General features: G+C 72.0%; 14 protein-coding genes and 1 tRNA gene. 9 read left to right on the top strand and 6 right to left on the bottom strand.

Annotated features, from left to right (window positions below):
• Positions 1-42: 42 nt before the first annotated feature.
• On the bottom strand, positions 43-1,134 hold the full coding sequence (locus ACFYPD_RS04385; protein ID WP_151463544.1) for an ABC transporter ATP-binding protein: 1,092 nt from the start codon (positions 1,132-1,134) through the stop codon (positions 43-45).
• Between the two features lie 365 nt (positions 1,135-1,499).
• Here ACFYPD_RS04385 and ACFYPD_RS04380 point away from each other — a divergent pair.
• Positions 1,500-1,576, top strand: a tRNA-Thr gene (locus ACFYPD_RS04380).
• Positions 1,577-1,694: 118 nt separating this feature from the next.
• On the opposite strand, the gene ACFYPD_RS04375 is transcribed toward ACFYPD_RS04380, so the two are convergent.
• The 3 genes from ACFYPD_RS04375 to ACFYPD_RS04365 form a co-directional block, all read right to left on the bottom strand.
• A complete protein-coding gene (locus tag ACFYPD_RS04375; protein WP_387108684.1) occupies positions 1,695-2,282 on the bottom strand; it encodes a histidine phosphatase family protein in 588 nt (195 codons plus the stop codon).
• 65 nt (positions 2,283-2,347) lie between these two features.
• A complete protein-coding gene (locus ACFYPD_RS04370) occupies positions 2,348-3,130 on the bottom strand; it encodes a methyltransferase domain-containing protein (RefSeq protein ID WP_387108681.1) in 783 nt (260 codons plus the stop codon).
• A 372-nt stretch (positions 3,131-3,502) separates the two neighbouring features.
• Entirely contained in the window at positions 3,503-3,967 is a 465-nt protein-coding gene (locus tag ACFYPD_RS04365) for a carboxymuconolactone decarboxylase family protein (RefSeq protein ID WP_387108678.1), read from the bottom strand.
• Between the two features lie 142 nt (positions 3,968-4,109).
• Here ACFYPD_RS04365 and ACFYPD_RS04360 point away from each other — a divergent pair, with 142 nt between their 5' ends.
• Positions 4,110-4,976 carry a sigma-70 family RNA polymerase sigma factor gene (locus tag ACFYPD_RS04360; protein ID WP_387108676.1) on the top strand — a complete coding sequence of 289 codons (867 nt, stop codon included), beginning with the start codon at positions 4,110-4,112 and terminating at the stop codon, positions 4,974-4,976.
• On the top strand, positions 4,973-5,401 hold the full coding sequence (locus tag ACFYPD_RS04355; protein ID WP_387108673.1) for a helix-turn-helix domain-containing protein: 429 nt from the start codon (positions 4,973-4,975) through the stop codon (positions 5,399-5,401). The genes ACFYPD_RS04360 and ACFYPD_RS04355 overlap by 4 nt, the downstream gene beginning before the upstream one ends.
• On the opposite strand, the gene ACFYPD_RS04350 is transcribed toward ACFYPD_RS04355, so the two are convergent.
• A complete protein-coding gene (locus ACFYPD_RS04350; protein ID WP_387108671.1) occupies positions 5,370-7,253 on the bottom strand; it encodes a hypothetical protein in 1,884 nt (627 codons plus the stop codon). The genes ACFYPD_RS04355 and ACFYPD_RS04350 overlap by 32 nt on opposite strands.
• Before the next feature lie 198 nt (positions 7,254-7,451).
• On the opposite strand from ACFYPD_RS04350, the gene ACFYPD_RS04345 reads away from it, so the two are divergent.
• Both ACFYPD_RS04345 and ACFYPD_RS04340 read left to right on the top strand, forming a co-directional pair.
• Positions 7,452-7,871, top strand: coding sequence for a VOC family protein (locus ACFYPD_RS04345; RefSeq protein WP_387108668.1), 420 nt, complete (start codon positions 7,452-7,454; stop codon positions 7,869-7,871).
• Positions 7,872-7,938: 67 nt separating this feature from the next.
• On the top strand, positions 7,939-8,550 hold the full coding sequence (locus ACFYPD_RS04340; protein ID WP_387108665.1) for a histidine phosphatase family protein: 612 nt from the start codon (positions 7,939-7,941) through the stop codon (positions 8,548-8,550).
• A gap of 90 nt (positions 8,551-8,640) precedes the next feature.
• Here ACFYPD_RS04340 and ACFYPD_RS04335 read toward each other — a convergent pair whose 3' ends face one another.
• Positions 8,641-9,093, bottom strand: a complete 453-nt coding sequence (locus tag ACFYPD_RS04335; RefSeq protein ID WP_387108662.1) for a protealysin inhibitor emfourin — start codon at positions 9,091-9,093, stop codon at positions 8,641-8,643.
• Between the two features lie 171 nt (positions 9,094-9,264).
• Between ACFYPD_RS04335 and ACFYPD_RS04330 the strand changes: the two genes are divergently transcribed.
• The 4 genes from ACFYPD_RS04330 to ACFYPD_RS04315 all read left to right on the top strand — a co-directional run bounded on the left by ACFYPD_RS04330 (position 9,265) and on the right by ACFYPD_RS04315 (position 13,493).
• Positions 9,265-11,664 carry a M4 family metallopeptidase gene (locus ACFYPD_RS04330; RefSeq protein ID WP_387108659.1) on the top strand — a complete coding sequence of 800 codons (2,400 nt, stop codon included), beginning with the start codon at positions 9,265-9,267 and terminating at the stop codon, positions 11,662-11,664.
• Between the two features lie 100 nt (positions 11,665-11,764).
• Positions 11,765-12,532 carry an enoyl-CoA hydratase/isomerase family protein gene (locus ACFYPD_RS04325; RefSeq protein WP_387108657.1) on the top strand — a complete coding sequence of 256 codons (768 nt, stop codon included), beginning with the start codon at positions 11,765-11,767 and terminating at the stop codon, positions 12,530-12,532.
• Positions 12,533-12,591: 59 nt separating this feature from the next.
• Complete coding sequence (locus tag ACFYPD_RS04320; RefSeq protein WP_387108655.1) at positions 12,592-13,200, top strand: hypothetical protein; 609 nt, start codon at positions 12,592-12,594, stop codon at positions 13,198-13,200.
• Positions 13,201-13,343: 143 nt separating this feature from the next.
• Positions 13,344-13,493: a hypothetical protein gene (locus ACFYPD_RS04315; RefSeq protein ID WP_387108652.1), complete on the top strand. Its 150-nt coding sequence runs from the start codon at positions 13,344-13,346 to the stop codon at positions 13,491-13,493.
• Positions 13,494-13,609: the final 116 nt, after the last annotated feature.

Raw genomic sequence — 13,609 nt, 5'->3', positions numbered from 1 at the left:
GGGCGGTCCGCCGTGGCGGGCCGCCCCCTTTCTCTGCGTACGTCAGATCCGGTTGCCGGTGGCGGCGTGGAAGACGTGGCTGCGGCCGGTGCGCGGCTTGACGAACACGGTGTCGCCCATGTTCGGCATCGAGCGCCGGTCGGTGCGGACCACGAAGCGCTCGTTGTGGCCCTCCAGTGCGGCGTGGCCGTAGACGTTGGCGTCGGAGCCCAGGTCCTCGACCAGCTCGACCACGACCGGCATGCCGCCCTCGGTCGGGCTGACCAGGTCGCAGTCCTCCGGACGGAAGCCGACGGTCACCTTGCCGTCGCCGCCCTCGGCGCGGGCCGCCTCGACCTGCTCGCGGGTCAGCGGCACGTTCAGCTCGGCGAACGCGGCGCCGTTGTCGTTCAGCGGCACGGTCTTGATGTTCATGGCCGGGGAGCCCATGAAGCCCGCGACGAAGACGTTGGACGGGGTGTCGTAGAGCGCCCGCGGGGTGTCCACCTGCTGGAGGACGCCGTCGAGCATGACCGCGACCCGGTGACCCATGGTCATGGCCTCGACCTGGTCGTGGGTGACGTAGACCGTGGTGACGCCGAGCTTGGCCTGGAGCGACGCGATCTGCGTACGGGTCTGCACGCGGAGCTTGGCGTCGAGGTTCGACAGCGGCTCGTCCATGAGGAAGACCTGCGGCTCCCGGACGATCGCGCGACCCATGGCGACCCGCTGGCGCTGACCACCGGAGAGCGCCTTCGGCTTGCGGCTGAGGAACTCCTCCAGCTGGAGCAGCCCGGCCGCCTCCTTGACCCGCCGGTCGATCTCCGACTTCGAGGTCTTGCGCAGCTTGAGGGCGAACGCCATGTTCTCGTACACCGTCATGTGCGGGTAGAGGGCGTAGTTCTGGAAGACCATCGCGATGTCGCGGGCCTTCGGCGGGAGGTGGGTGACGTCCCGGTCGTCGATGTAGATCGCGCCGTCGTCGACGTCCTCCAAGCCGGCGAGCATCCGGAGGCTGGTGGACTTGCCGCAACCCGACGGGCCGACCAGGACGAGGAATTCCCCGTCGCCGATCTGGAGGTCGAGCTGGTTGACCGCGGGGCGTTCGGTGCCCGGGTAGATCCGGGACGCCTTCGCGTAGGTAACCGTAGCCATGGTGGAGCGCTTCCTTTCACCGGCAGGAACGTGCCGGACGATCCGAGTGGAAGGAGCGACCGGCACCCGAGGTGCCGGCCAGCGGACGGTCGACCGGGCAGCCGAGGCCAACCGGAGTGTCGTCCGTGTCACTGCACCGTAAACGGGTTTGGCGAGCCTGCCAAGACGAGATGTAGCCGGTGGGACCGACTGCATAACGCATAACGGTCAGGCGGGCACGGGGAGGTATCAATCTCCACCGCCTTCGGACCGCATGGGCGTCGATCCGTTGGTGTCGAGGTCGGGAAATTGACGTTTTCCGTGCTCGGGAGGCCTGCTGAACGGGAATTCCGGCGCTCAGTCGCTATGCTGACCCCGGACCACGCGCCCCTGTAGCTCAGCTGGCCAGAGCACTCGCCTTGTAAGCGAGATGTCGCCGGTTCGATCCCGGCCGGGGGCTCCAATTCCACCAGGCATTTCGCGGCGGCAGCCGCCGCGAAACGGCCGGTTGGCAGCAACGCGGCTCACCACAGCCTGCCGCCGTATGCGGCGAGCAGACTCCTGCGCCGGACCGAAGGCCATCAACAAGCCGATACCGGCCTGGGCTCGGTCCTTTCCGGCCGATCATGCGGGTCGGGCATCCGGTACTCCCAGCCTTCCCGCCAGGCGAAGTCGGCGTTGATGAGGTCCTCCAGCGGGACCCCGTTGATCCAGTGATCGAAGGCCCATCGGGTGGCGACGTGCCCGATCACCAGAACGCGCTGGCCGGCCCACCGCAGCGTCACGTCATCGAGGAAGCGTCCGACCCGATGGACCGCCTGCCGCCAGCTTTCGCCGCCGGGGTAGGGCTCATCGAGATGCCGGTCCCGATGCTCGTGCAGTTGGGCGGCGGGCATGCCGTTGCGCTCGCCGTAGTCGCATTCCCGTAGCCGCCAGTCATACAGCACCGGGACCTGGGTTCCCGAGAAGGCTATGTCGGCCGTCTCCGCTGCCCGGCGGAGATCCGAGACGAAGACTGCGGCGACGCCGTCGTCTCGCCTTCGCTGACCGAGTTCCGCTGCCAGCGCTCGTCCTCGCGGGGACAACCGGCCGGGCAGCCACCCGGTGGCAACCCCACGGTCGTTGTCCTCGCTCCAGGAGTGAGTCTCAAAGACGATCTCGGTCGACATCAGGCGAGGTTACCGGTGAGGGGAGACCTCCGGGGGCGGCCGGACTCCCATCGGGTGCTTCCGTCTCAGGTGACCGTGGCGGCGGTGAGGAAGAACGTGACCGCGTAGGTGAACCGGCGCGCATTGACGGAGTCGTCGAACTGGTCCTCGAACGCACGGGCTTCGGCCGGGTCGAGTGCGCCCCGTTGAGCAGCGGTGGCAGCCCAGGTACGGAGGCCGAGAACGTTGTCGACGGCGGTCGGGTTCCGAACCAGCAGTGTTCGGGGTTCGACGGTGACGTCGACCAGGCCGTGTGCGGCGAGAAGGCCGGCATGTTGATGGGCCAGGGCGCCGTTGCGGAGGAGGGAATCAGTCCGGAATCTGAGCACGCGCCGGGCCAGACTCTGGTCGGCGATGTCGAGTACCTGAGTGTCGTAGTCGGGGTCTGCGAGGACGACGCGGCCACCCGGCTGGACAACGCGGATGAGTTCCTTGATCGCGGCGCGTGGATCGGCGAGGTGTTGCACGGTGCGATCTGCCCATGCCCCGTCGAAGGAGTTGCTGAGAAAGGGCAGGTGATGGGCATCGGCGACGGTGCACTGGGCCAGGCCGCGGGCTCGTGTGGCAGCGGCCATGGTCAGTGCATGGTCCACGGTTGCCACGCTGACACGGTGATCATCTCTCAGCTGGGCTGCGCTTGCCCCGGTACCAGCGCCCACATCAAGGTAGCGGTGGCCACGGGCCGGATGGAGCAGCTCACGGACCCGCTGCTGGTATGCCTGGTAGAAGGGCTCCTCGGCGAGACGGTCCAGTACCCCGACCCACGAGTCCGGGTCTGACTGGCGGTCGACGTCGGTGAAGCCATGCACAGCAACGAGGATCCCAGGTCAGGTGGTTTTCGGGGAGCCGTCGAGCGGCAGGCGGCGGGCCGCCGATCCGGCAGTGTGCCGGCGTTCGGCACGTGCAGCCCGTCGAGGGCCAGTTCGAGGTAGCGGCGCCAGGCCTGCGGCTGCGCGGCCAGCAGGGGCGCTGCCGTCTGGTGAATGCCGCCGAGCAGCAGCACGATGTCGGTTCCGGACGCGGTCGCGGCGACGCGGTCCACGCCGCCCTGCCCCACCTGCTCGCGGCCAAGGGGGCGGTGGTGCAGATCTCCTCCACGTCGGGCCGCACCGCATCGGCCGCGAGCGGCCGGACCCGTGCGGGGCGGAGGTGCGCACACCCCCGCCCCGGCCGGCCGTCGGTCAGCCCCAGTTCTGCGGGGCCGGCTGCCGGGTGGTGGCGTTGATCCGGTTGAAGAAGTTGGTGGTGGCGATCCAGAGCACCAGCGCCGCCAGTTCCTTCTCCCCGAAGTGCCGGGCCGCCTCGTCCCACACCGGGTCCGGCACCGCGTCGCCCCGGTCGGCGAGCCGGGTCGCGTGCTCGGCCAGGGCGAGCGCGGCCCGCTCGGCGTCGGTGAAGTACGGCGTCTCCCGCCACACGGCCACCGCGAAGAGCCGCTCCTCGGTCTCGCCGTTCTTCCGGGCGTTGCGCGCGCCGGAGTCGACGCAGGCGCTGCACCCGTTGATCTGGCTGGCGCGCAGGTGGACCAGTTCCAGGGTGCTGGCCGGCACGCCGGCCGAGTGCACCGCCTTGTAGAGCAGGTTGACCGCCTTCACGGCGTCGGGGAGGAGAGCCGCCGGGTTCTGGATGCGAGCCTCGAGAGACATTTCATCCGTCCTTGTCCTGTTAGGCTGGCCGGCGTTCGTCGCGCGGCCGCTGTCGTCGTCCGTCACCGGGTTGACGGGGGCGGGGCCGACCGCGTGACACATGTGACGGCGGTCACCCGGAGGCCGCGGGGATGGCGAGGCCGTGAGCGACACCGACCTGTTGGTCCGCAGCTTCGAGGAGCAGCGCCCCCGCCTGCGGTCGGTGGCCCACCGGATGCTCGGTTCGGCCGCCGAGGCCGACGACGCCGTGCAGGACACCTGGCTCCGGCTGAGCCGCGCCGACGTCGGCGCCATCGACAACCTGCCCGGGTGGCTGACCACCACGGTCGGCCGGATCTGCCTGGACCGGCTGCGCTCGGCCAGCGCCCGGCACGAGGAGGCCACCGACGAGGCGGGGGACGGGCCGGCGGGGGAGGCGGCCGGCGGGCGCGACCCGGAGCAGGAGGCGCTGCTCGCCGAGTCGGTCGGCCGGGCTCTGGAGGTCGTGCTGACCACCCTCGGCCCCACCGAGCGGCTGGTGTTCGTGCTGCACGACATGTTCGCCGTCTCCTTCGAGGAGATCGCACCGGTGGTGGACCGCACCACTCCGGCCGTGCGGCAGATCGCCAGCCGGGCTCGCCGCCGGGTGCAGGCCGGGTCGGTCGACCCGGTCAGCGACCCCGCCCGCCAGCGCCGGGTGGTCGAGGCGTTCCTCGCCGCGTCCCGGGACGGTCGCTTCGACGACCTGGTCACCCTTCTCGATCCCCACGTGGTGCTGCGCGCCGACGCCGCCGCGGTGCGGATGGGCGGCACCGCCGAGTCGCGCGGCTCGTCGGCCGTGGCCAGCTTCTTCAACGGCAAGGCCCAGGGTGCCGTCCCCGCGTTCGTGGACGGGCTGCCCGGCGCCGTGGTCGTCGTGGACGGCCGGACCCGCCTCGTGCTCAGCTTCACGGTCACCGACCGGATCATCGGCATCGAGGTGGTGGCCGACCCCGACCAGCTCCACGAGCTCGACCTGGTGGTCGGGTGAGCCGGGCCGTCGAGGAGTCGAACCGGGCGATGCTGCGCGCCCGGGACGCCATGGACCGGGCGTACGCGGAGCCGCTCGACGTGCCGGCGCTGGCCCGGATCGCGCACGTCTCGGCGGCGCACTTCATCCGCACCTTCCGGGCCACCTTCGGCGAAACCCCGCACCGCTACCTGCAACGGCGGCGCGTCGAGCGGGCCATGTACCTGCTGGTGCAGACCGATCAGCCGGTCACCGAGATCTGCCACCTGGTCGGCTTCGGCAGCCTCGGTACGTTCAGCCGGACGTTCCACGACATCGTCGGTGAGTCACCGTCGGCCTACCGGCGACGCAGGGCGGCGGCGGTGGGCGTGCCGAGTTGTTTCACCATGGCGTGGATGCGGCCGAGCCCCGCGGTCACCGTCCGCGAACGCGACGCCGCACGGTGACCCAGAGCCGGTCGCCCAGCCGGGTCCGCCGAATCCAGCGCAGCGTGCCCAGCCGGCCCTTGTCGGGAGTACGCGGACGCGGCGGCGCGGTCACGCGCGCGTAGGTGGCGCCGGTCGACGGGCGCGTGGTGCCGGGTTCGAGCCGCTCCGAGGCCACCGCCAGGGCGGTGAACTGCTGGAGGATCCGGGGGTCGGGCCGGCCGCCCCGGACCGCCTTGCGCAGCGCCTGCTCCACGGCGGGACGGCGCATGAGCCCGGTGAGCGGCCCGTGTGCGGTGTCCAGCAGGTCGGCGACGGCGGTCACGCCGTCGCCCTCCCACACCCGGGTGGCGGTGGACGGCCCGGTGGCGGCGCTGACGAAGGGCACCTCCGCCCACTCCGGAACGAGCCGGGCGATCAGCGCCGTGTGCAGCAGCCGGTCGCGTTTCTGGGCCACGCTGAGGGCGAAGGTGGTGGCGACGAAGCCCGGCGCCAGGAACGGGGTCACCATCCCGGTGAGGTACGCCGAGGTGCACCACCTGCGCATCCGCTCGACCAGGTAGAGGTAGTCGACCAGATGCTCGTCGTGCAGGCCGAGGTCGCGGGCGTGGGCCAGCACGGCGGTGACCCGGTCCCGTTCGGCGGCCAGCGCCTCGGGTGCGGCGGCCGCGTGCGGCACGCCCGCCAGCAGCTTGGTCAGGCCGGCCTGTTCGGGAGTGGGAGCGGGATCGGCGCCGGCCGCCGGGTACCAGTAGCCGACCGCGAGTTCGCCGGCCGCGCCGGTGAGGCTCGCGGCGCGGGTCTGCTCGGGCAGCCGGGCGTGTGCCGCCGGCCGGACCAGGTAGGTGGAGGGGAACTGGTGGTCGTGCAGGTGTGCGAGGCGTCGGGCCCGCTCGCCCAGGCCGGTGCCGAGCACGCTGGCCGGGGCGCCGGCGAGCTGGGTGTGGTGGTCCAGGTGCAACCCCCGCCTGTCCCGGACGAGTTCCACCAGCCGGCGGGCCACCTCGCCCTCCGCCCGGGTGTCGTCGTTGGTGACCAGCCGGGGCGTGCGGCCGGCGGCGATCAGCGTGGCGGCGATGAGCCGGGAGTCCTTGCCGCCGGAGAGGCCGACGGTGATCTCGCCGTCGTGCAGCGGGTGCAGGCTGGCCGCGGCCCGGGTGAGGGCGTCGGCCGCCCGGTCCAGCCGCTCCTCCACCGGCCGCCCCTGCTCGGCGTGCCCGCCGCACACCACGTCGTCGGTGGCGTACCGCAGCTCGGTGTCGAGGTGCCAGCCGCCCTCGGCCCGGCGGCGGCCGGTGACCCGCTCGCCCGGGCGGAGCAGCCGGGTGCCGGCGACCGGCGAGAGGTCGCCGCCGAAGTGCCCGCAGAGGGTGTACGACGTCCAGCCGGCCAGGTCCGGCCGGGCCTCCCCGTGCAGGAACGCGGCCAGCAGGCCGGGGCGGGTGCACCAGGCGGTCACCTCGTCGGCGGCGCCGGTGAACACGCGGGCCATGCCGAGCCAGTCCTGTTGCAGGGCGAACCGGTCCGGGTCCAGCGCCAGGAGACCGAACGGCGGCACCACCTCGCGGTGCACGTCCTCCCCGGCGAGCAGTCGCCGGGCCAGCGCGGCCGGGCCGGCCGCCGCGTCGAGCCCGACCGGGATCCCCAGCGACACGGCGGTGACGGCGCCCTCGGTGGCGACGGTGGGCCACCGGTACGCGCCCGGATCGGCCGGGTGCCGGACCACCACGCCCCAGTCGGGACCGCCGAACTCGTGGCGCCGCCAACTGTCGGGCACCACCTCGGCGGCGGCGCGCTCGAACCGGCCCACGCGAGCGGCCCGCACGGGCTCCGACAGCGGAGCGGCGGCGAACCAGGCAAGCATCACATGCATCTGCGATCCCTCGGAGTCGCCGGACGAACAGCTGCGTGGCCCGCAAGTTAACAATGGATCACGGCGGGCGCTGTCCCCTGGGGACAAACGGCGCAGCGCGGACCTTGTCGCTGTCCCCGCCCTCCGGTGGGGGATGGCGGGAGAACCGGTCACTTTTGGATAAGCAGCAGGTCAGCGGGCTGCTCTAGCGTTCCAGGCATGACGATGACCTCGATTTCCCGCTCCCAGATCTACGTTCTCGACCAGGACGAGGCGCTCGACTTCTACGTCGGCAAGCTCGGCCTTGAGGTGAACACCGACCAGGACCTCGGCTTCATGCGGTGGCTCACGGTCAACGTGCCGGGCGATTCGGCGCACGAGATCCTGCTGGAGAAGCCCGGGCCGCCGGCCCTCGACCCGGCCACCGCCGAGCGGGTCCGGGAGTTGCTGACCAAGGGCGCCATGAGCGGCTGGCTCTGCCTCACCACGGACGACGCGCGCAAGACGTACGAGGACCTGGTGGCCAAGGGCGTGGACATCACCGACGAGCCGACCGAGCGGCCGTACGGGATCGACTTCGGGATCCGCGACCCGTTCGGCAACCGGATCCGCATCGGCCAGATGCACCCACGCGCCTGACCGGCGGGCCCCCAGGGTCGGGAGTCGGCGGCTAGTCTCGCCTCTCCCGACCCTGGAGGTGACCCGAGTGCCCAGCCGACTGCTCTACCTGGTCCGGCACGGCGAGCAGGACCGACCGGAGGAGGAGGCGGACACCGGCCTGTCGGCGCGTGGCCGACGGCAGGCGACGCTGCTGGGCGAGCGTTTGCGCGGCACCGACTTCGCCGCCGTCCACCACGGGCCGGCCCGCCGCGCCGCGGAGACCGCCGCGCTGGTCGCCGCCGCACTGCCGGGTGTCCCGGTGTACGAGGACGACCGGGCCGGGGACCACATGCCGCACGACACCGATCCGGCCGGGCTGCCCGAGCCGTTCGCGGCTTTCCTGGCGGGGTTCACCGAGCGGGAACGACTCGACGGACCGCGCGTGACGGCGGAGGCCGTTGCCCGCTTCGCGACCGCGCCCGCCGAGGGCGACGTACGGGAGTTGATCGTCACCCACAACTTCCTGGTTGCCTGGTTGGTCCGGCACGCGCTGGAGGCCCCGGAGCCCCGGTGGATCGGCCTGAACCACCAGAACGCCGGCCTGACCGTCATCCGCTACACCCCCGCCGCCCCACCCACCCTGATCGCCCTCAACGACGTCGCCCACCTTCCCGCGGACCTCCGCGCCACCGGCCTCCCCCCGGCCTACCGCCTCTGAACCCCGGCACCCCGCCGTCGATCCTGAGGTCGGCGGCGTCGAAGCGGACACTCCGCGCCGGCAACCTCATGATCGCGCAGGCGGGTGGGGTCAGCCGGTGGCGCGGGTGAGCAGGTCGACCACGGCGGCGGTGGCGGGCGGCGGGGTGGCCTGGGGCGGGCAGTCCACGTAGCCGGTGGTGGTCGGGCCGACGGTGAGTCGGTAGCTGAACGCGTCCGCGCACATGGTCGCCGGGACGGTGGCGGCGGCCTCGGCGGCGAGCCGCGAGTCGGTGGCGAGGTGCCGCAGGCGGTCGAGGTCGGCGTCGCTGAGCCGGCCGGTGCGGGAGGCGCCGGCCCGGTCGACCCGGGTCCACCGGCCGTCGGGCTGCACCGTGACGGTGTCCTTGAGCCCGACGATGCCGCCGGACTTCGTCAGCACCACCGGCCCGGCGGTGGCCGGTGCCGGACCGTCGGACGCGGGCGCGCCGCCGTTCTGGGCGCAGGCGGCGAGCGGGGTGAGAAGCGCGGCGAGGAGGGTCGCCGCGACGGGGGTGGCTCTCATGCCGATCGGACGCACGGCGGGGCCACCCGGTTCCGACACGCTCCGTCGCATCGTCCGAACGGTCAGTGTCTCCGGCAGGAAAGCGCTCGCACCCTTTCACGTTCTTCGATGTATCGCTATATCTACATCAGTGACTACCCCCGTCACAACTTCCCCCCTTCAGGAGGGCCCGTGAAAAGATCCCTCGCCGCCGTCAGCGCAGCGCTGCTCACCAGTGGCGTGCTGACCTGCGTCACCACCACGGCGCACGCGGCAACCCCGAGCGCCCCGTCCCCCGAGTCCGCCGCCGCAGCCCGGGCGGAGAGCCTGCTCCGCGCCAACCCCGGTGCCGTCCAGGGTGCCGCCGGGGAGGCGTACCAGGCCGTCCGCACGAAGGTGGACTCCTCCGGGGCCACCCACACCCGCTACGCCCGGACCTACCACGGCCTGCGCGTCTACGGCGGCGACTTCGTCATCCACACCGCCCCGAACGGCACGCTGGCCGGGACGTCGGTCGGCCTGGCCGCGCCGCTCACGCTGGGCACCACCGCCACGGTGGGCTCGGCCGCGGCCAAGGTCAGCGCGCGCAAGGCGTTCTCCGGCTCGCTCACCTCGGTGGGCGCCCCGGAGCTCTTCGTCGACGCCAGCTCCGGCAGGGGCCGGCTGGCCTGGGAGACCGTCGCCACCGGCTGGCGGGCGGACAAGCAGACGCCGTCCAAGCTGCACGTCGTCACGGACGCGACCACTGGCAAGGTGATCGGCTCCTACGACGAGATCGAGATGGTGGTCGGCAGCGGCCAGGGCATCTACACCGGCACGGTCAGCATCGACACGACGCTCTCCGGCAGCACGTACCAGATGGTGGACCCGTCGCACGGCAACGGCCGCACCTGCGACATGAACAACACCACCGGCGGCACCTGCACCACCTTCACCGACCCCGACAACAACTGGGGCAACGGCACCAACTCGAACCGGCAGTCCGCCGGGGTCGACGCCCACTTCGGGGCCGCGAAGACCTTCGACTACTTCAAGAACACGCACGGCCGCAACGGCATCTTCGGCAACGGCACGGGCGTGCCCAGCCGGGTGCACTACGGCAGCAATTACGTCAACGCCTTCTGGGACGGCTCCCAGATGACCTACGGCGATGGCTCGGGCAACTCCCGCCCGCTGGTCTCGCTCGACGTCGCCGGGCACGAGATGAGCCACGGTGTCACCGAGGCCCTCGCCGGCCTGGTCTACTCCGGTGAGCCCGGCGGCCTCAACGAGGCCACCAGCGACATCTTCGGCAACATGGTGGAGTTCTACGCCGCCGCGCCGAGCGACCCGGGTGACTACCAGGTCGGCGAGAAGATCAACATCAACGGCAACGGTACGCCGCTGCGCTACATGTACAACCCGTCGCTGGACGGCTCGTCCGACTCCTGCTGGAGCACCAGCACGAAGAACAAGGACGTGCACTACTCCTCCGGCGTGGCCAACCACTTCTACTTCAACCTCGCCGAGGGCACCGGCTCCACCGCGTACGGCACGTCGCCGGTCTGCGGCTCGGCGCCGGCGGTGACCGGCATCGGTCGCGCCAAGGCGGAGAAGATCTGGTACCGGGCGCTCGACGTGTACTTCACCTCGAACACCTCGTACGTCAACACCACCACCCCGTCGAACACCGCCCGGGCCTACACGCTTCGGGCGGCGACCGACCTGTACGGCAACTGCTCCACCGAGTACAAGACCGTCCAGGCGGCGTGGACCGCGGTGAACGTGGCCGGCAACGACGCGCCCTGCGGCTCCACCGGCAACGACTTCTCCGTCTCGCTCTCCCCGACCTCCGGCTCGGTGACCGCGGGCGGTTCCACCTCCATCACCGTCGCCACCGCCACCACCAGCGGGACCGCGCAGACCGTGACGTTCTCCGCCTCGGGCCTGCCGACCGGCGCCACCGCGTCGTTCAGCCCGTCCTCGGTGACCTCGGGCGGCTCGTCCACGCTCACCATCGCCACCTCGGCGGGCACCCCGGCCGGCACCTACTCGGTGACCGTCACGGGCGCCGGCTCCGTGAACCACTCGGCGACCTACACGCTGACCGTGAACGGCACCGGCGGTGGCTGCACGGGTGCCGGTCAGAAGCTAGGCAACGCCGGCTTCGAGTCCGGCAACACGGTCTGGTCGTCGACCTCGGGCGTCATCGGCCAGTACGGCTCCAGCGGCCAGCCGCCGCGGACCGGCACCTGGAACGCCTGGCTCGACGGCTACGGCAGCACCCACACCGACACCCTGGCCCAGTCGGTGAGCCTGCCCAGCGGCTGCACCTCGTACAACGTCACCTTCTGGCTGCACATCGACTCGGCCGAGACCACCAGCAGCGTCCAGTACGACAAGCTGACCGTGCAGGTGCTCAACTCGTCCGGCAGTGTGCTGGCGACCCTGGCCACCTACTCGAACCTGAACAAGGCCACCGGCTACAGCCAGAAGTCCTTCTCCCTGGCCCCGTACGCCGGCCAGACCGTCACCCTGAAGTTCACCGGCACCGAGGACTCCTCGCTGCAGACCTCGTTCGTCATCGACGACACCGCGGTCAACGTCTCCTGACCTGACCGCCCGACCCCGGGGCCCGGCGGCCACCCCACGCGGGTGGTCGCCGGGCCCCGCCGCTACGGTCGCCACAGGACCGGCGGTGCGAGGGGGAGACATGTCGGACGCGGAGCTGACCGTCACGGTGGACGGGCCGGTGGCGACCGTGGTGATCCGGAACCCGGCGCGCCGCAACGCCATGACGCCGGCCATGTGGCGGCAGCTCCCGGTGCTGCTCGACGGCCTGGAGGCGGACCCGGCGGTGCGCGTGCTGGTGCTCACCGGCGCGGGCGGCACCTTCTGCGCCGGCGCCGACCTGGGCGACCTGGACGAGCTGCTGGAGGCGGGGGACGGCAGCATCGCGGTGGCCGCCGAGGAGCGGCTGGCCGCGTTCGGCCGGCCCACCGTGGCCGCGATCGAGGGTGCCTGCGTCGGCGGCGGCTGCCAGCTCGCCGTCGCCTGCGACCTGCGCCTCGCCGCGGCGGACGCCCGGTTCGGCGTACCCCCGGCGCGGCTGGGGCTGGTCTATCCGGCGCCGACCACCCGGCGGCTGGCCGGGCTGGTCGGGCCGTCCGCGGCCAAGCACCTGCTGTTCACCGGCGAGCTGGTCGACGCCGAGCGGGCGCTGCGGATCGGGCTGGTCGACGAGGTGCTGCCGGCCGACGGGCTCGCGGCTCGGGTGGCGGCGATGAGCGCCACCATCGCCGAGCGTTCCCGGCTGACCGTGGCGGCGGCCAAGGAGATCGTCGACGGGCGCGCCGACGACGATCGCATCGCCTGGTGGCACGGGCAGGTGCGGGAGAGCGGCGAGGCCCGCGAGGGGATCGCGGCGGTCACCGGCCGCCGGTCGCCGCGTTTTGGCTGGACCCCGCCGGCGGCCGGCTGACCGCCGTTTGACCGGCACCCCTCGACGGGTACGTCTTGACGCGTCGAACGGGGGCCATTATGGACGATGCCCGGGAACGCCAGGAGATTCGCCGGAGGCGTCGGCGGTTCCGGCTGCTGCTCGTCGGGACGGTGGTGGTCTTCGCGCTGGTGTCGCTGCTGGTGGGACTGCTGGCGGGCGGCTTCCCGACGACCTGGTGGGAACGTGGCGACCCACCGGGCTGGGTGGCGATGATCGGCGCGGTCTTCGCGGTGTCGGGTCTGGTGGCCGAGGTCGCCGCGCTGGTGTGGATGGTCCGGAGCGGCGGCTACCGAGCCGATCGGGAGTCCCGGCTCTGGACGCTGGGTTGGGGCCGTCGTCGTGCGCTTGCGCGGGCGGTCCGCCGTGGGGTTGTGGACTCCCCGGACGACCTGCCCTGGCTGCGGACGACGGCCGCGCAGATGGTTCGCCAACGACGGTTCGTCCTGCTGCTGGGTGGTCTGACGACGATGAACCTCGGCCAGGCGCTGCTCAGCTTTGCTCCGGTCTGGCTGGTCCTGCTCGGCATCACCGGGGTGATGTTCGGTCTCAGCTGCTGGCAGATCCTCCGCGACGCACGCCACGCCGCGGCGTTCCTGCGGGCGCATCCCGCCGATCCGGCAGTCACCGCACCAACCGGCTCCCGCTGAACGAGACGGAGCAACGGTCCTACTCGTCATCGTCCGCCGGGGGACGGGGTCGGCGGTAATCGGCAATGTACCGCTCCACGTCGGAGCGCAACCACACCGAACCGGCCTGCAGGGTCTGGAAGGGTCGAGGGAAACGGGGGTGCATGACGATCTGCCGGAACCGCGACCGGCTGACCCCGAGCATGTCCATGATCTCGAAACCGCCGGACGCCTTCGAGATGTACGGCAGGTTCCTGGGCTGGACGCGGCGGGGGGTGCGAGACCTGTCCCGGAATCACGGCTACTTCGACTAGCAGGAGCGGCGCCGGCGAGCCCGGCCCCCGGGTCGGGGCTCCCGGGCCTGGCTGACGATGGGAACCGGCGGGCGCCGCGCCGGAGGCGTACCTCCGACGCGACCCCCTGTGCCCGC

The sequence above is a fragment of the Micromonospora sp. NPDC005299 genome (genome assembly GCF_042872345.1).
Classification (GTDB): domain Bacteria; phylum Actinomycetota; class Actinomycetes; order Mycobacteriales; family Micromonosporaceae; genus Micromonospora.
This window is presented reverse-complemented; position numbering and strand designations above follow the sequence as displayed.